Here is a 15829-nt window from a genome sequence, read left to right on the forward strand (position 1 = left end):
GCCCATCTTCGACGGGAGCCCTTCCGCAACACGTACCGGGCGCCCGATGAATCGGCGGGATTGTAACGGTTTGTGAACTCGCTAGTAAACGATTACCGGCGCTTATCACCGCACTCGGCAAAAGAAAAAACCCGCCGGAAGGCGGGTTTTTTCGATGCGGGAGCGACGTTGCCGCCGACCCGCCGTGTTGGTGCCCAAGAGGGGACTCGAACCCCTACGACTTTCGCCGCTACCACCTCAAGGTAGTGCGTCTACCAATTCCGCCACCTGGGCTTTGAAACCTGCGCGGCGCACCGCGCGCGCCGCCATTGTATCCGCGATCAGCCGCCCTGCGGCGGCGTCACCGGCGGCGTTTCCGTGGCCGGCGGCGTTTCCTGCGGTGCAGCCGGCACGCTGTCGGCGGGCGCCTGCTGGATCGGCGTGCTCGGCACGGTCGACGGCTTGGGCAGTTCGCCCGCCGGCGCGGCCGGTGCCGCCGGCAGTTCGGACATCACGCCGAGGTTCTGCTGCGTGGTCGGACGCGCGCTATGTGTCGCGTACCAGGCCATGAACAGGCTGATGCCGAAGAACGCGATGGCCAGCCACTTGGTGCTCTTGGACAGGAAGTTGGACGCGCCGCGCGCACCGAACACCGTACCGGACGCACCGCCGCCGAAGCCGGAGCCCGCCTGGGCGCCGGAACCGCGCTGCATCAGCACCAGCGCGATGATGGCGATGGCCACCAGCACGTACACCACATTCAGGATCAACATCCACATCGGAATCAGTCTCAACCGGTTGAGTCGCCCGGCCCCGATGGACCGGTCGTGCCGGGGTCACCCCCGACCGGCCGCCGCCTGCGCGATGGCCAGAAAATCCCGGGCGACCAGGGAAGCACCGCCCACCAGCCCTCCATCGACATCGGGCTGCGAGAACAGTTCCGCGGCGTTGTCGGGCTTCACGCTGCCGCCATACAGGAGGGGCAGCGAGCCGGCGATTCTAGCATCGCGCGCGGCGACTTCGCCACGGATGAACGCGTGGACGGCCTGGGCCTGGGCCGGCGTGGCCGTCAGGCCGGTGCCGATGGCCCAAACCGGCTCGTAGGCGACCACGGCGCCATCGAAGGCCTGCGGGCCCGCCAGGTCGAACACGGCGTCCAGTTGCTTCTGGATGCGGAACTCGGTCTGCCCATCCTTGCGCTGCTGCTCGGTCTCGCCCACGCACAGCACCGGAATCAGCCCGGCGTTCTTCGCGGCCACGAACTTCCTGGCCACCAGTTCGCTGCTTTCGTTGTGGTACTGGCGGCGCTCGGAATGCCCGACCAGGCCGTAGCGCGCGCCCACGTCCACCAGCATCGCCGCGCAGACTTCACCGGTGTAGGCGCCTTTCTCATTGCTGCTGACATCCTGCGAGCCGAAGGCCACGCCGCGGTCGGCGTAGTCCTCGATCAGCTCGCCCAGGTAGGGCAGCGGCGGCAGGATCAGCAGGTCGACACCGTCCAACGGCAGGCCTGCGACCAGTTCGTCCATCAGTGCGGTCGCGAAACCGCGGGTGCCATGGAGCTTCCAGTTGCCGGCCACGAGCTTGCGACGCATAAGACCAATTCCTGTCCAGTTCGGGGCGCGCAGTCTAGCCGATGTCGGCCGGCGCACCTACCGGCCGCGCTATCGTGCCGGCATTCCATTACCCGCTCAGGATCCGCCATGCCCGACGCCTCCCCCGCTCCCTCCGACGGCTATGCCCTCGTCACCGGCGCGTCCAGCGGCATCGGCGAGCAGATCGCGCGGGAGTATGCGAAGCGCGGTGTTCCACTGGTACTGACGGCCCGCCGCGCGGACCGCCTGCAGGCATTGGCGACGGAACTGCAGGCCTTGGTCCCGGTGGAGATCGTGGCGGCGGACCTGGCCGATCCCGCCGCGCCTGCGGCGCTGGTCGCCGAACTGGAACGTCGTGGCGTGACGGTCCGCATCCTCGTCAACAACGCCGGCTATGGTCTGCCGGGCCGCTACCGCAGCAGCGATTGGGCCGACCATGCGGCCTTCCTGCAGGTGATGGTGACCAGCGTCTGCGACCTGACCTGGCGGCTGCTGCCATCGATCCGGGCATCGGGCCAGGGTCGCATCCTCAATGTCGCCTCGTTCGCGGCGCTGATGCCGGCGGCCGATGGGCAGACGCTGTACGCGCCCGCCAAGAGCTTCCTGCTGAAGTTCAGCGAAGCCCTGTCGCTGGAGAATGCGGATCGCGGCGTGCACGCCACCGCGCTGTGCCCGGGCTTCACCTATTCGGAATTCCACGACGTCACCGGCACCCGCGCACGGATGCGGGTGTCGCCGACGATGTGGCTGCAGGCCGCGGATGTGGCGCGCGCCGGCATCGACGGCAGCGAACGCGGCGAGGTACTGGTGGTGCCCGGCTGGCGCTACCGGCTCATGCACGCCATCGTGAAACTGCTGCCGCACCGCGTGGCGCTGGGGATGATGGCGCGCAACTCGCGCAAGGTGCGGCCGCTGGATTGAAGAAGGAAAGCATCGCGGGCATGGCCCGCTCCTACAAACAACCTGGATTCTGTAGGAGCGCCACTTGGGCGCGATGCTTCTCCCTTGATCCCGCCGTAAATCTCGTCGTGCCCGTGTCTACAGACAGAGGCAGCGGTTATTTCAGCTTGATCTCGCGCAGACGCTCTTCCAGGTAGCCCTGCGCGGTGATCGGTTCGGGGTAGCGCTTAGGATTATCCGCCGTGATCGTGGAGGGCAGCACGTCGATCAGGAAGTCCGGGTTCGGGTGCAGGAAGAACGGCACCGAATAGCGCGGCTGGCGTGCCTGTTCGCCCGGCGGGTTGGTCACCCGGTGCGTGGTCGACGGATACACGTGGTTGGTCAGGCGCTGCAGCATGTCGCCGATGTTGACCACGATGGTGTCGGCGTCCGAGGTGAATGGCACCCACTCGCCCTGCTTCGACCGCACTTCCAGGCCGGCGGCGCTGGCGCCCACCAGCAGCGTGATCAGGTTGATGTCCTCGTGCGCGCCGGCGCGCACGTTCGGGATGTCGTCGGCGGTGATCGGCGGGTAGTGGATCGGCCGCAGGATCGAGTTGCCGGAATCGGTCTTGTCGGCGAAATAGGTCTCCGGCAGGCCGATGTGCAGCGCCAGCGCCGACAGCACGCGCGAGCCCAACTGGTCCAGTGCCTCGTAAAGGCCGTAGCCATGCTCGCGAAAACCGGGCACCTCGTCCGGCCACAGGTTCGGCGGCATCACGTCGCGGTACTTGGAATCGTCCGGGATCTCGCGGCCGATATGCCAGAACTCCTTGAGGTCGAAATGCTTGGAGTCCTTCGCGGTTTCGACACCGAACGCGGTATAGCCGCGCGCGCCGCCACTGCCGGGCACGTGATAGCGCTTCTTGGCGTCGTCTGGCAGCGCGAAGAAACGCTTGAACACGTCGTAGGCGGCATCGATCTGCGCCTGCGGGATGCCGTGGTTGCGGATGCCGGCGAAGCCCCATTCGCGGTACGCCGCGCCCAATTCGGCGACGAACGCCTCGCGGTCGGTATCGAAACGGGTGATGTCCAGCGTGGGGATACGGGCACTCATGCAGTCTGCTCCAACATGGAAAAGGCGCGGCAGGCCATCAGACCAGCGCCGCGCCGGAGGTTCATTGATCCGGCTCAAGCCACGGCGGCGGCGCGCACGGCCTCGGCCAGTGTTTCCAGCGTGCTCCTGACCAGGGCGTCGTCGTCGGCTTCCACGGTGACACGTACCACCGGCTCGGTGCCGGAGGGACGCAGGAACGCGCGCCCACGGCCGGACACCGCGGCCTGCGCCTGCGCCAGGGCCGCCTGTACGCTGGCGGCCTCGGTCGGCCGGGCGCCATTGGACAGCTTCACGTTGATGGTCTTCTGCGGCAGCATCGACAGGCCGTCCAGCGCGTCGCGCAGCGTCACCTTGCGGCGTTTCAACGCTTCCAGCACCTGCAGCGCGGCAATGATCGCGTCGCCGGTGGTCGTGCGGTCCAGGCACAGCAGGTGGCCCGAGGCTTCGCCGCCGAGCACCGCATTGCCCTCGACCAGCGCCTGATGCACGTAGCGGTCGCCGACCTTGGTGCGGACGAACGGGATCTCGAGCTTGCCCAGCGCGCGCTCCAGGCCGTAGTTGGTCATCAGCGTGCCCACCACCGGGCCACGCAGCCGCCCGCTCGCCTGCCAGTCGCGGGCCAGCAGGTAGATCAACTGGTCGCCGTCCACCGGCGTGCCCTGCCCGTCCGCCATCAGCACGCGGTCGCCGTCGCCGTCGAAGGCGATGCCCAGGTGCGCGCCGGTCTCGCGGACTTTCGCGGCCAGGCTGTCGATGTGCATGGACCCCACACCGTCGTTGATGTTGATGCCGTTCGGCTCCACGCCGATGGTGATCACGTCCGCACCCAGTTCGCGGAACAGCAGCGGCGCGATGTGGTACGTCGCGCCATGCGCGCAGTCCAGCACCAGCTTCAATCCCTTCAGGTCGAAGCGGCGCGGCACGCTGGCCTTGCAGAATTCCATGTAGCGGCCGACCGCGTCGCGCGTGCGGATCGCCTTGCCGAGCTTCTCCGATTCCACGGTGACGAAATCGCCATCCAGCGCAGCCTCGATGGCCGCTTCGGTGGCGTCGTCTAGTTTTTCGCCTTCGGCGGAGAAGAACTTGATGCCGTTGTCGTAATGCGGGTTGTGCGACGCGCTGATCACGATGCCGGCATCGGCGCCGAGCGTGCGGGTCAGGAACGCGACGGCGGGCGTGGGCATCGGACCCATCAGCTGCACGTCGGCGCCGGCGGCGACCAGGCCCGCTTCCAGCGCGGCCTCGAACATGTAGCCGGAGATGCGCGTGTCCTTGCCGATCACCACCACCGGGCGGGCACCGCTGCCGTTCTCGCACAGCACGCGACCCAGCGCATTGCCGAGACGGAGCACGAAATCGGCGGAAATCGGGCTGGTGCCGACGCGGCCACGGATGCCATCGGTACCGAAATACGTGCGGCTCATGCGGTCACCAGTTCGCTGTCCTCGGGCTTGGACTGTCGCATCATCAACGCCAGCAGGTCGGCCAGCCGGTCACGCATCTCGCGGCGGTCGCAGATCTGGTCGACCGCGCCGTGCGCCAGCAGGAACTCCGAGCGCTGGAAACCTTCCGGCAGCGTCTCGCGCACGGTCTGTTCGATCACGCGCGGGCCAGCGAAGCCGATCAGCGCTTCCGGCTCGGCCAGGTTGATGTCGCCCAGCATGGCGAAGCTGGCCGACACGCCGCCGGTGGTCGGGTGCGTCATCACCGAGATGTACGGCAGGCCGGCTTCGCGCAGGCGACCCAGGGCCGCCGAAGTCTTGGCCATCTGCATCAGCGAGAACAGGCTTTCCTGCATGCGCGCGCCGCCGCTGGCGGAGAAGCATACGAAGGGGGAACCGATCTCCAGCGCCTTCTCCGCACCCAGCGAGAAGCGTTCGCCGACCACCGAGCCCATCGAGCCGCCCATGTAGGCGAAGTCGAAGGAACTGGCGACCAGGTCGCGGCCCTTCAGCGTGCCCTGCAGCGTGATCAGCGCGTCGCGCTCGCCGGTGCTCTTCTGCGCGGCCTTGATGCGGTCGGCGTACTTCTTCTGGTCCTTGAACTTCAGCACGTCGGTCGGGCCCAGCGCGGCGCCGATCTCGCGGGTACTGCCCGGGTCGAACAGCGCCGCCAGGCGCGCGCGGGCGCGGATCGGCATGTGGAAGCTGCACTTCGGGCAGACCTCCAGGTTTTCCTCCAGCTCCGGCCGGTACAGCACCGCGCCGCAGCGGTCGCATTTTTCCCACAGCCCCTCGGGGACGCTGCGTTTGCTCTTGCCCGCGTTGCCCTCGGTGCGGATGCCCGACGGCATCAGTTTGCTGAGCCAGCTCATGCGTGGTCTTGCTGCCTGCCCCGGGAGGGGCCTTATGGTTGAGCGCGGCAGTTTAGCTCAGTCGTCCGTGCACAGCCGTACGGTGGTTCATCCGTCCAGCGCCGCCCGCAGCGGCGCCAGGAAGGCCGCCGCCGTGGCTGGCGCATCGACGGCCTCGGCGAGCGCCGCCACCAGCGCGCTGCCCACCACGACGCCATCGGCGTCGGTCGCCATCGCGCGGGCGCTGTCGGCGTCCCGGATGCCGAAACCCGCCACGACGGGCGCCCGCGAGCCCGCCCGCAATTGCTTCAGCCGTTCGCCCGCCGCGTTGGTGTCCAGCCGGTCGGAGGCACCGGTCACGCCGGCGAAGCTGACGTAGTACAGGTAGCCCTGCGCGGTCTCGCACAGCATCCGCAGCCGCTCGGGCGACGTCGTCGGCGAGGCCAGCGCGATCAGGGCCAGCCCTTCCCGGCTGAAAACCGCGCGCGTCTCTTCGGCCTCTTCGGGCGGCAAATCGACCAGCAGCACGCCATCGACGCCGGCCGCGACCGCTTCACGGGCAAACCGCTCCGGGCCGTGGATCTCCACCGGGTTCAGGTAGCCCATCAGCACGATCGGCGTGCCGTCGTCCTGCTGGCGGAACACCTCGACTGCCTCCAGCAAATAGCGCAGGCCGGCACCGCGCGCCAGCGCGCGTTCCGAACTGCGCTGGATCACCGGACCGTCCGCCATCGGGTCGGAGAACGGCACGCCCAGTTCGATGACGTCCGCGCCGGCGGCGACCAGCGCGTGCATTACCGGTACGGTGGATTCCAGCGAGGGATCGCCGGCGGTGATGAACGGCACCAGCGCCTTGCGACCGGTGGATTTCAGTTCGGCAAATTTCTGTTCGAAACGGCTCATCGGAAACGTCCAGGAGATCTAGCTTCAGAGCCCTCTCCTTCAAGGGGAGGGTTGGGTGGGAATGGTGTGGTAGGAATGATCAGCACGCTCGGGAAAACACACACCATCCCCTCCCCGGCCCTCCCCTTGAAGGAGAGGGAGAAAGGCGTCAGAGCGAAATGCCCTCACGCGCCGCGATCGTATGCACATCCTTGTCGCCACGACCGGACAGGTTGCACAGCACCAGCTGATCCTTGGGCAGTTCGCGCGCCAGCTTGATGGCCTGGGCGACCGCGTGGCTGGATTCCAGCGCCGGCAGGATGCCCTCGGTGCGGGTCAGGCGATGGAAGGCGGCGAGCGCTTCGTCGTCGGTGACGCCGACATACTCCGCGCGCCCGCTGTCCTTCAGGAACGCATGCTCCGGCCCGACGCCCGGGTAATCCAGGCCGGCAGAGATGGAATGCGTTTCGATGATCTGCCCGTCGTCGTCGCAGATCACGTAGGTGCGGTTGCCGTGCAGCACGCCGATGCGGCCCGCCGACAGCGACGAGGCGTGGCGCCCGGTTTCGATGCCGTCGCCCGCCGCTTCCGCGCCGACGATGCGCACGCCGGGATCGTTGAGAAAGGCATGGAACAGGCCGATCGCATTGCTGCCGCCGCCGACACAGGCGGTGATCGCATCCGGCAGGCGGCCGTAGTCGGCCAGCATCTGCGCGCGCGCCTCGCGGCCGACCACGGCGTTGAAGTCGCGCACCATGCGCGGATACGGATCGGGACCGGCGACGGTGCCGATGATGTAGAACGTGTCGTGCACGTGGGTCACCCAGTCGCGCATCGCCTCGTTCAGCGCGTCCTTCAGCGTGGCCGAACCGCTGGTCACCGGCACCACTGTCGCGCCGAGCAGCTTCATGCGGTAGACGTTGATCTTCTGCCGCTCGATGTCGGTGGCGCCCATGTAGACCACGCATTCCAGCCCCAGCCGGGTGGCGACGGTGGCGCTGGCGACGCCGTGCTGGCCAGCGCCGGTCTCGGCGATGATCCGCTTCTTGCCCATCCGGCTGGCCAGCAGCGCCTGCCCGATGGTGTTGTTGATCTTGTGCGCGCCGGTGTGGTTCAGGTCTTCGCGCTTGAGCAGGATCTGCGCGCCGCCGACGTCGCGACTCAGGCGTTCGGCGTGGTAGATCGGGCTGGGCCGGCCGACGTAGTGCTTCAGGTCCTTGTCGAAGGCGGCGATGAAGGCCGGATCGACCCGCGCGGTGTCGTAGGCGGCCGACAGCTCCTGCAGCGGCCCGATCAGGGTCTCGGCGACGAAACGGCCGCCATGCCGGCCGAAGTGGCCGCGGGCGTCGGGATAGGCGTGGTAATCGGCGGGGGCAGCCATGGCAGGTCGTACGGGAGCGGATGAGCCGTCACTCTAGCGCACAGGTTCCGCCCATGAAATCGATGAAATATCACCAACCCGTGACTTAAACTCACACCATGTCGCGCCCTCTGCCCCCGCTCAATGCCCTCCGCGCCTTCGAGGCGGCCGCCCGGTTGGGCAGCGTCAGCAGGGCCGCCGCCGAACTGCATGTCACACACGGCGCCGTCAGTCGCCATATCCGCACGCTGGAAACCGCGCTGGGCCGACCGCTGTTCGTCCGCGACGGGCGTGGCCTGGCGCTGACCGCCGACGGCCAGCGCCTGCGCGACCTGGCGGGCGATGCCCTTTCGACACTGCAGACCGGCTGGGCCGCGCTGCAGCGCGACCGGCGTCCTGCCGCCTTGGTACTGGGGTGTCCCGGCAGCCTGCTGGCGCGCTGGGTGATCCCGCGGCTGGAACCGCTGGCCACCGATCTGCCCGATCTGAAGCTGCATCTCTCGGCCCAGGAGAGCGGCTTCGATACGGCGTTGAGTGGGCTGGATGCGGCCTTGCTGCTGGGCGAAGCGCCCTGGCCGGCCGGCTGGGACGTGCACCCGCTGGCCCCCGAACGGATCGGCCCCGTCGTCAGTCCGCGCCACGCCCGCTTCGCGGAATTGAAGGGCGCATCGGCCAGCGCGCTGAGCGACGAAGCCGTGCTGCATACCGCGTCACGCCCGCAAGCGTGGCCGCGCTGGTTCGACGCCAATGGGCTGGATGCCGCCACCCTTCGGCTCGGTGCCGGCTTCGACCACCTGACTTACCTGCTGGAAGCGGCCGTCGCCGGCCTGGGCGTCGCGATCGCGCCGCGCGAACTGGTCCAGGCGGATCTGGACAGCGGGCGGTTGGTCGCGCCATGGGGGTTCGTCGACACGGGCGGCACGTGGGCGCTCTGCGCGGTGCGTGGCAACGACGATCCGCGTATCGCGGCACTGGCCGGCTGGCTACGCGCCACGCTGGCCTGACGTCAGCCGCGGATGTCGGCCTCGCGCACGGCGTCGACGAAGCGGCGCATCCGGTCCGCATCCTTGACGCCGGGCGCACTCTCGATGCCGCTGGACACGTCAACGCCCCATGGCCGCGCCGTGCGCAGGGCCAGGGCGACGTTCTCCGGCGACAGCCCGCCCGCCAGCAGGAACGGCCTGTCGGTGGAGGTCGGCATGCGTCGCCAGTCGAAGCGCTGCCCGCTGCCCCCCTGCTCGCCCGCCGCATGGCCGTCGAACAGGAACCCGTGCGCACCGGGATAGTCCGAGAGGCTGGCGAAGACGCTCTCGTCCTGCCCGCCCATCGCGATCGCCTTCCAGTACGGGCGACCGAACGAGGTCGCGAAAGCATCGTCTTCGCCGCCATGGAACTGCAGCAGGTCCGGTTGCAGCGATTCGACGATGTGCTCGACATCGCTGCGCGTGTTGTCCATCACCAGCGCGACCACCGTGATCTCCTCCGGTACCAGGTCGCGCAGCATGCGCGCCTGGCCGAGCAGCAGCCGGCGCGGGCTGTGCGGCGCGAACACCAGGCCCACGTAGTCCACGCCCAGCTCCACCGCCAGGCGGACGTCCTCGGCGCGGGTCAGCCCGCAGAACTTGATGCGCGTATGCATGGCGGGAAGGACCTGTCGGGCGTCGCGGAAGCGTAGCCGGTTTCGGAAGATCGCGAGGGATCGGGCGATGCCCTCCACTTCTGGTGCTGTAGGAGCGGGCCATGCCCGCGATGCTTTTCCGCAGGGCTGGGGTGGATAAAAAGCATCGCGGGCATGGCCCGCTCCTACAGTGAGGGCGTGGCGGCTGGGATTGGCGTGTCCTGCAAGGTCACTTCGATCGGCAATGCCCACTCCGCCGGATACAGCGGACTGACGAAGACCAGGCCGTCGGGCGGCGCGGTCGGTCCGGCCACGGTGCGATCGCGGCCGGCCAGCAGTTCGCCGATCCAGCCCTCGGGCCGTTCGCCGCGTCCCACGACCAGCAGCGAGCCGACGATGTTGCGGACCATGTGGTGCAGGAAGGCGTTGGCCTGCACCTCGACGATCACGCGCTCGCCCTGCCGGGTCACCGTGATCGCATGCAGGTTGCGCATCGCGTGCGGCGCCTGGCAGTGGACGGTGCGGAAGGCGCTGAAGTCGTTCTCGCCCAGCAGCCCCTGTGCGGCGCGGTGCATGGCATCGGCATCCAGCGGGATCCGCTCCCAGCTCAGGTAGTGCCGCTCCAGTGCCGGGCGCGCCAGCCGGTTCACCAGCGTGTAGCGATAACGGCGCGCGCGCGCGGAGAAACGCGCATGGAAATCCTCGGCGACCGGTTGGCACCAGCGCACGCAGACCGCCGGCGGCAGGCGCGCGGTTGCGCCGAGCAGCCAGCTGCGCGGCGTACGCGCGACGTCGCTGTCGAAATGCACCACCTGGCACTGCGCGTGCACGCCGGCATCGGTGCGCCCGGCGCAGATCGTGTCCACCTGCGCATCGGCGACCGAGGACAGCGCGCCTTCCAGCGCCGCCTGCACGGTGGTGTCGTCCGGCATGCCGGACTTGGTCAGTCGTTGCCAGCCCTGGAATCCGCTGCCGTCGTACTCGACGCCCAGCGCGTAGCGCGTCACTGCATCGCTCCCTGCCTGTCAGCCGATATCGCGCAGCAGCTGCAGGGCTTCATCGCGTGCGATCGCATCGTTGCCGGCCGCGACTTCGTTCAACAGGTCGCGCGCGGTCGCCACGTCGCCGAGATCGAGGTAGGCCACCGCCAGTTCCAGGCGATCGCGACCGGCGGGGGCCTGCGGCGACGCGACCGGAGCGGCCGGTGTGGCGCTGCCGCCCGCATGCCAGGTGGGTCCCGGCGCCGGTGCGGGTGCGGCCTTCGGCGCGGGCTTGGGTGCTGCCACGGGCGGCACGACGACGGCCGGTTCCAGTACGGGACTCGGCGTGCGCACCGGCTCGGGTTCGGGCTCGGGCGTCGCCTGCGGCATCGCGGCGGCGAGCTCCGCGGCACGACTGTCCGCCGGCGCCTTGTCGAAAACCGGATTGCGCGGCACCGGTGCCGGCGACACGCGCTGGCGGCGCTGGGCGAACCCCCAGGCCAGCGCGCCCACGAACAGCAGGCCGAAGCCCGCCCACGCCCAGACCGGCACGCCACCATCGCTGCCATTGCTCTGCGCCAGCCGCTGCTGCGCGGCGGCCAGGTCGCTGTCCTTCATGGCCAGCAGCTTCTCCTGCTGCGCCTTCAGCTTCTCCAGGTCCGCGACCTGCGAGCGCAGTTCCTGCACCTCGGCTTCGCGCGCGGCCAGGTCTTCCTTCGACTGCTGCAACTGTTCGTTCGCCAACATCTCGCCCTCACCGCCGGCGCTGACGCCGGACTGCGTTCCAGAACCCGACGTGCTCGTGGCCGCGGGTGCGATTTCCAGCCGCGCGTCCGCCACTGCCGGCGCGCGCGACGGCGCGGCTGGCGTGGGGGTGGCCGCCGGCTCGACCACAGCCGCCGGCTGCGGAATCGGCGCGCGCGCGCTGCGCCACTCGGCGATCTGGCTGCGCACCAGCGCGGCGGCTTCGCTTTCGAGGATGGTCTGCGCTTCCGCCGCCTCCGGCACGCGCAACACCGCGCCCTGCTTCAGCAGATTGAGGTTGCCGTTGATGAAAGCCTCGGGATTGGCCCGCAGCAGCGCGACCATCGCCTGGTCCAGCGTATAGCCCTGTTCGCGCGCCAGCGGCGCGGCGATCTGCGACAGCGACTGGCCACGGCGCACCGGCGCCAGCGTGCCGTCGGGCGCGACGGGAGGCGTCGGTGCTGCCGCCACCACGGGTGCCGGTGCAGGCGTGGGGCGCGCTGGCGGCTCCGGTGCGGGTCGCGGTGTCGACGCAGGTTCGGGCAGCTGGGTGACCACGGGTTCGACCGGCCGCCTGATGGTGTCCGTCGGCGCGGCGGCCGGCGCATCGATCACCGGCTGCTCGGCAGCCGCCAGGGTGCCAGGCGCACTGACCAGCGCGGAATACTCGCGCACCAGCCGGCCCTGCCCCCAATCCACCTCGATCAGGAAATTCACGGCGGGAACGTCCACCGGCGTGCGGCTGGTGACGCGCACGACCGGGCGTCCGGCGTCGTCGAGCGCGACCGCGAAATCCAGCTCGTTCACCAGGCCCTGCGGTCGCGGCAGGCCGACGCGTTCGAACGTCACCGGCGACGCGAGGCGCGCGCGCAGCTGCTCAAGCTCGCCCGGCTCGCTGGAAATGACCGGAATCTCGGCCAGCAGCGGCTGGCCGGGTTGCGATTTGACCTTGATCTCCCCCAGGCCGAGCGCGAGGGCGGCGTTGCTCAGCAACGCCAGCCCCAGCCCGATCATGCCGGCCAGGTGGAGTCTTGCCGCCCGAGGTCTGTGCTTCGGTTTCACGGCCTTCCCCAAGTTTTCCCGGCCACGACTATAGCGGCTCAGCCGTTTTTCGCCACCAGCTCGGCCACCTGCACGGCATTCAGGGCCGCGCCCTTGCGGATGTTGTCGGACACGATCCACAGGTTCAGGCCACGCGGGTGCGAGAGGTCCTCGCGGATGCGGCCGACGTACACGGCGTCGGTACCGGAGGCATGGGTGACCGGCGTGGGGTAGCCGCCCGGCGCGCGGTCGTCCACCACCTCGATGCCCGGCGCGGCTTCCAGCAGCGTGCGCGCGTCGGCGGCGGTGATCTTCTCGCGCGTCTCGATGGCGACGGCTTCGGAATGGCCGTAGAACACCGGCACGCGCACCGCGGTGGGATTCACCTGGATGCGGTCGTCGCCGAGGATCTTGCGGGTCTCCCACACCAGCTTCATCTCTTCCTTGGTGAAGCCGTTGTCGAGGAACTCGTCGATGTGCGGGATCAGGTTGAAGGCAATCTGCACCGGAAAGCGCTGCGGATCCGGGTCCTGGAAGTTCAGCAGCGCGCCGGTCTGGCGGCCGAGTTCCTCCAATGCCGAGCGACCCGCACCCGAGACCGACTGGTAGGTCGCCACGTTGATGCGTTCGATGCCGACCTTGCGGTGGATCGGCGCCAGCGCCACCAGCATCTGCATGGTCGAGCAGTTCGGGTTGGCGATGATGCCGCGCGGGCGGTTCTGCACCTGCTCCGGGTTCACCTCGCTGACCACCAGCGGGATGTCGGCGTCGTAGCGGAAGGCCGAGGAGTTGTCGATGACCACGGCGCCCGCGGCCGCGAACTTCGGCGCGAACTCCTTGGAGATGCCGCCACCGGCGGAGAACAGCGCGATGTCGATGCCGGCCGGGTCGAACGTGGCCAGGTCCTGCACGGTGATCTTCTCACCGTTGAATTCGACGCTGCTGCCGGCGGAGCGTTCGGAGGCCAGCGCGACGAGCGTGCCGATCGGGAAATTGCGCTCGGCGAGGATGGACAGCATGGTTTCGCCGACGGCGCCGGTGGCGCCCACGACGGCGACATTGAAGGTACGGTTCTGGTTGCTCATGGAAGATGGTGTTCGCGAGAAAGGAGTGAAGACAGCAGACAGGAGAAGGCTGTGTTCGGGGAACCTGCGGCCGTGCCTCAGGCTCCCTGTCGTTTGGCGGTGGTGGTTTTGATGGTGCCAGCGATGGCCAGCGCGTCCGGATTGACCGGCGTCGGCGGATGGCCCGCATCCGGACCTTCGCCGAGCGCGGCGATCAGGTTGTCCACCGCCAGCGAGACCATCGCACGGCGCGTGGCCAGGCTGGCACTGGCGATATGCGGGGTCAGCACCACGTTGTGCAGCGCGAGCAGTTCGGGACGCACGGCGGGTTCGCCTTCGTACACGTCCAGGCCGGCCGCGGCCAGGCGGCCGTTCGCCAGCGCGTCGGCCAGCGCGACCTCGTCGACGATGCCGCCGCGGGCGATGTTCACCAGCGTGGCGGTGGGCTTCATCTTCGCCAGCGCCGCGGCATCGACCAGATGGTGCACCTGCGGCGAGTACGGCAGCACCAGCACCACGTGGTCGGCCTGCGCGAACACGTCGTCGAAGCTGGCGTGCTCCGCACCACACTCCTGCTCGACGGCCTCGGGCAGGCGGCTGCGGTTGTGGTACAGCACCCGCATGTCGAACCCGCGCGCGCGGCGGGCGATGCCCTGCCCGATCCGGCCCATGCCGACGATGCCCAGCGTGCTGCCGTGCAGGTCGGCGCCGAGCAGCGTGCCGAACGACCACTGTTGCCAGTGCCCGTCGCGCAGCCAGCGCTCGGCCTCGGTGATGCGGCGCGCGGTCGCCATCAGCAGCGCGAAGCCGAAGTCCGCCGTCGTCTCGGTCAGCACGTCCGGCGTATTGGTGGCGACGATGCCGGCCTGCGTCAGCGCGGCAACGTCAAGATTGTTGTAGCCCACGCCGACGTTGGCGATGGCGCGCAGCTGCGAGGCGGCGGCGATTTCCTGCGCGCCGATGCGCTCGTTCAGGGTCACCAGCGCACCCGCACTGTCGCGCAGCGCGTCGGCGATGGCCTGCGGCGTGTACTCGGTGACCTCGGTCGTCGACTGCACGTCGAAGTGCGCCGCCAGCCGTCCGACGATGTCGTCGAACAGTGGCTGCGACACCCAGACGCGCGGCCTCGGCTCAGCCATCGACTCGACCGGGAACCTGCGGCGGCACGTCGCCGACGTCGCCGCACTGCGCGCGATGGCGCAGCGCCTGGTCCATCAGCACCAGCGCCATCATCGCCTCGGCGATCGGCGTGGCGCGGATGCCGACGCAGGGATCGTGGCGGCCGGTGGTGATGACGTCCACGGTGTTGCCGTCGACGTCTACCGTCGCGCCCGGCAGGCGCAGGCTGGAGGTGGGCTTCAGCACGATGGACGCGGTGACCTGCTGCCCGGTGGAAATGCCGCCGAGGATGCCGCCGGCATGGTTGGATAGGAAGCCGTCCGGCGTCATCAGGTCGCGATGCTCGGTGCCCTTCTGGGTCACCGCCGCGAAGCCGTCGCCGATCTCCACGCCCTTCACCGCATTGATGCTCATCAGCGCGGCGGCGAGGTCGCCGTCGAGCTTGCCGTAGATCGGTTCGCCCCAGCCGGCGGGCACGCCGTCGGCGACGACATTGACGCGCGCGCCGATGGAATCGCCCGACTTGCGCAGCGCGTCCATGTAGGTTTCCAGCGCCGGCACCTGCGCCGCATGCGGCCAGAAGAACGGGTTGTCTTCCACCGCACCCCAGGCGAAGCCCTCAGGCGTGATCGGCCCCAGCTGCGACAGGTAGCCGCGCACGGTCACGCCATAGCGCTGCAACAGCCACTTCTTGGCGATCACGCCGGCCGCGACGCGCATCGTGGTCTCGCGCGCGGACGAGCGTCCGCCACCGCGCGGGTCGCGGATGCCGTACTTCTGCCAGTAGGTGTAATCGGCATGGCCGGGACGGAACTGCCGCGCGATGTCGGCGTAGTCCTTGCTGCGCTGGTCGGTATTGCGGATCAGCAGCGCGATCGGCGTGCCGGTGGTGCGGCCTTCGTACACGCCGCTGAGGATCTCGACCTCGTCGGCCTCGCGGCGCGCGGACGTGTGCCGCGACTTGCCGGTGGCACGGCGCTCCAGGTCGTGGCGGAACTCCTCGGGCGCGATCTCCAGGCCCGGCGGACAGCCGTCGATCACGCAGCCGATCGCCGGCCCGTGCGATTCGCCGAACGTGGTGACCGTGAGGAGTTTTCCGAAACTGTTGCTGCTCAAGCGCCGCTCCGCGGGTGGAACCACCGGTGCCGGGCGTTGAAG

The 15829-nt window shown here is 69.1% G+C and carries 15 protein-coding genes and 1 tRNA gene; 2 read left to right on the forward strand and 14 right to left on the reverse strand.

Translation table 11 applies throughout. From position 1 onward, the window contains the following. Positions 1-188: 188 nt before the first annotated feature. From AC04MD_RS16835 to tpiA, 3 genes are all read right to left on the reverse strand, one after another. Positions 189-273: transfer RNA gene (locus tag AC04MD_RS16835), tRNA-Leu, on the reverse strand. Between the two features lie 47 nt (positions 274-320). Then, positions 321-758 carry a preprotein translocase subunit SecG gene (gene secG / locus AC04MD_RS16840; RefSeq protein WP_475498417.1) on the reverse strand — a complete coding sequence of 146 codons (438 nt, stop codon included), beginning with the start codon at positions 756-758 and terminating at the stop codon, positions 321-323. Between the two features lie 57 nt (positions 759-815). Beyond that, positions 816-1574: a triose-phosphate isomerase gene (gene tpiA, locus AC04MD_RS16845; protein WP_475498418.1), complete on the reverse strand. Its 759-nt coding sequence runs from the start codon at positions 1572-1574 to the stop codon at positions 816-818. A gap of 108 nt (positions 1575-1682) precedes the next feature. On the opposite strand from tpiA, the gene AC04MD_RS16850 reads away from it, so the two are divergent. Next, complete coding sequence (locus AC04MD_RS16850; RefSeq protein WP_475498419.1) at positions 1683-2495, forward strand: SDR family NAD(P)-dependent oxidoreductase; 813 nt, start codon at positions 1683-1685, stop codon at positions 2493-2495. A 136-nt stretch (positions 2496-2631) separates the two neighbouring features. Here AC04MD_RS16850 and AC04MD_RS16855 read toward each other — a convergent pair whose 3' ends face one another. The 5 genes from AC04MD_RS16855 to trpB all read right to left on the reverse strand — a co-directional run bounded on the left by AC04MD_RS16855 (position 2632) and on the right by trpB (position 8126). After that, positions 2632-3570 (reverse strand): isopenicillin N synthase family dioxygenase, encoded by a 939-nt coding sequence (locus AC04MD_RS16855; RefSeq protein WP_475498420.1) that lies wholly within the window; start codon positions 3568-3570, stop codon positions 2632-2634. 74 nt (positions 3571-3644) lie between these two features. After that, entirely contained in the window at positions 3645-4994 is a 1350-nt protein-coding gene (gene glmM, locus AC04MD_RS16860) for a phosphoglucosamine mutase (protein WP_475498421.1), read from the reverse strand. Continuing rightward, a complete protein-coding gene (accD, locus tag AC04MD_RS16865) occupies positions 4991-5884 on the reverse strand; it encodes an acetyl-CoA carboxylase, carboxyltransferase subunit beta (RefSeq protein ID WP_475498422.1) in 894 nt (297 codons plus the stop codon). The genes glmM and accD overlap by 4 nt, the downstream gene beginning before the upstream one ends. A gap of 87 nt (positions 5885-5971) precedes the next feature. After that, positions 5972-6766 carry a tryptophan synthase subunit alpha gene (gene trpA / locus AC04MD_RS16870; protein WP_475498423.1) on the reverse strand — a complete coding sequence of 265 codons (795 nt, stop codon included), beginning with the start codon at positions 6764-6766 and terminating at the stop codon, positions 5972-5974. A gap of 148 nt (positions 6767-6914) precedes the next feature. Continuing rightward, on the reverse strand, positions 6915-8126 hold the full coding sequence (gene trpB / locus AC04MD_RS16875) for a tryptophan synthase subunit beta (protein WP_475498424.1): 1212 nt from the start codon (positions 8124-8126) through the stop codon (positions 6915-6917). 98 nt (positions 8127-8224) lie between these two features. Between trpB and AC04MD_RS16880 the strand changes: the two genes are divergently transcribed. Beyond that, a complete protein-coding gene (locus tag AC04MD_RS16880) occupies positions 8225-9109 on the forward strand; it encodes a LysR family transcriptional regulator (protein ID WP_475498425.1) in 885 nt (294 codons plus the stop codon). Between the two features lie 2 nt (positions 9110-9111). Here the strand turns inward: AC04MD_RS16880 and AC04MD_RS16885 are convergent, their stop codons facing one another. From AC04MD_RS16885 to aroC, 6 genes are all read right to left on the reverse strand, one after another. After that, complete coding sequence (locus AC04MD_RS16885) at positions 9112-9744, reverse strand: phosphoribosylanthranilate isomerase (RefSeq protein ID WP_475498426.1); 633 nt, start codon at positions 9742-9744, stop codon at positions 9112-9114. 164 nt (positions 9745-9908) lie between these two features. Continuing rightward, complete coding sequence (truA, locus tag AC04MD_RS16890) at positions 9909-10730, reverse strand: tRNA pseudouridine(38-40) synthase TruA (RefSeq protein ID WP_475498427.1); 822 nt, start codon at positions 10728-10730, stop codon at positions 9909-9911. A gap of 18 nt (positions 10731-10748) precedes the next feature. Beyond that, complete coding sequence (locus AC04MD_RS16895) at positions 10749-12461, reverse strand: type IV pilus assembly protein FimV (RefSeq protein WP_475498551.1); 1713 nt, start codon at positions 12459-12461, stop codon at positions 10749-10751. Between the two features lie 86 nt (positions 12462-12547). Next, complete coding sequence (locus tag AC04MD_RS16900; RefSeq protein ID WP_475498428.1) at positions 12548-13573, reverse strand: aspartate-semialdehyde dehydrogenase; 1026 nt, start codon at positions 13571-13573, stop codon at positions 12548-12550. 77 nt (positions 13574-13650) lie between these two features. Continuing rightward, positions 13651-14691: a 2-hydroxyacid dehydrogenase gene (locus AC04MD_RS16905; RefSeq protein ID WP_475498429.1), complete on the reverse strand. Its 1041-nt coding sequence runs from the start codon at positions 14689-14691 to the stop codon at positions 13651-13653. After that, a complete protein-coding gene (gene aroC, locus AC04MD_RS16910; protein WP_475498430.1) occupies positions 14684-15787 on the reverse strand; it encodes a chorismate synthase in 1104 nt (367 codons plus the stop codon). The genes AC04MD_RS16905 and aroC overlap by 8 nt, the downstream gene beginning before the upstream one ends. Positions 15788-15829 lie beyond the last annotated feature (42 nt).

This window comes from Pseudoxanthomonas sp. LjRoot206 (genome assembly GCF_056175725.1).

What these genes read in the sequence shown, in the direction of transcription:
- AC04MD_RS16850 (WP_475498419.1), top strand. Translation starts at nt 1,683, where the DNA reads ATGCCCGACGCCTCCCCCGCTCCCTCCGACGGCTATGCCCTCGTCACC.
- trpA (WP_475498423.1), bottom strand. Translation starts at nt 6,766, where the DNA reads ATGAGCCGTTTCGAACAGAAATTTGCCGAACTGAAATCCACCGGTCGC.
- AC04MD_RS16855 (WP_475498420.1), bottom strand. Translation starts at nt 3,570, where the DNA reads ATGAGTGCCCGTATCCCCACGCTGGACATCACCCGTTTCGATACCGAC.
- AC04MD_RS16900 (WP_475498428.1), bottom strand. Translation starts at nt 13,573, where the DNA reads ATGAGCAACCAGAACCGTACCTTCAATGTCGCCGTCGTGGGCGCCACC.
- glmM (WP_475498421.1), bottom strand. Translation starts at nt 4,994, where the DNA reads ATGAGCCGCACGTATTTCGGTACCGATGGCATCCGTGGCCGCGTCGGC.
- trpB (WP_475498424.1), bottom strand. Translation starts at nt 8,126, where the DNA reads ATGGCTGCCCCCGCCGATTACCACGCCTATCCCGACGCCCGCGGCCAC.
- tpiA (WP_475498418.1), bottom strand. Translation starts at nt 1,574, where the DNA reads ATGCGTCGCAAGCTCGTGGCCGGCAACTGGAAGCTCCATGGCACCCGC.
- AC04MD_RS16885 (WP_475498426.1), bottom strand. Translation starts at nt 9,744, where the DNA reads ATGCATACGCGCATCAAGTTCTGCGGGCTGACCCGCGCCGAGGACGTC.
- AC04MD_RS16905 (WP_475498429.1), bottom strand. Translation starts at nt 14,691, where the DNA reads ATGGCTGAGCCGAGGCCGCGCGTCTGGGTGTCGCAGCCACTGTTCGAC.
- AC04MD_RS16895 (WP_475498551.1), bottom strand. Translation starts at nt 12,461, where the DNA reads ATGATCGGGCTGGGGCTGGCGTTGCTGAGCAACGCCGCCCTCGCGCTC.
- accD (WP_475498422.1), bottom strand. Translation starts at nt 5,884, where the DNA reads ATGAGCTGGCTCAGCAAACTGATGCCGTCGGGCATCCGCACCGAGGGC.
- secG (WP_475498417.1), bottom strand. Translation starts at nt 758, where the DNA reads ATGTGGATGTTGATCCTGAATGTGGTGTACGTGCTGGTGGCCATCGCC.
- AC04MD_RS16880 (WP_475498425.1), top strand. Translation starts at nt 8,225, where the DNA reads ATGTCGCGCCCTCTGCCCCCGCTCAATGCCCTCCGCGCCTTCGAGGCG.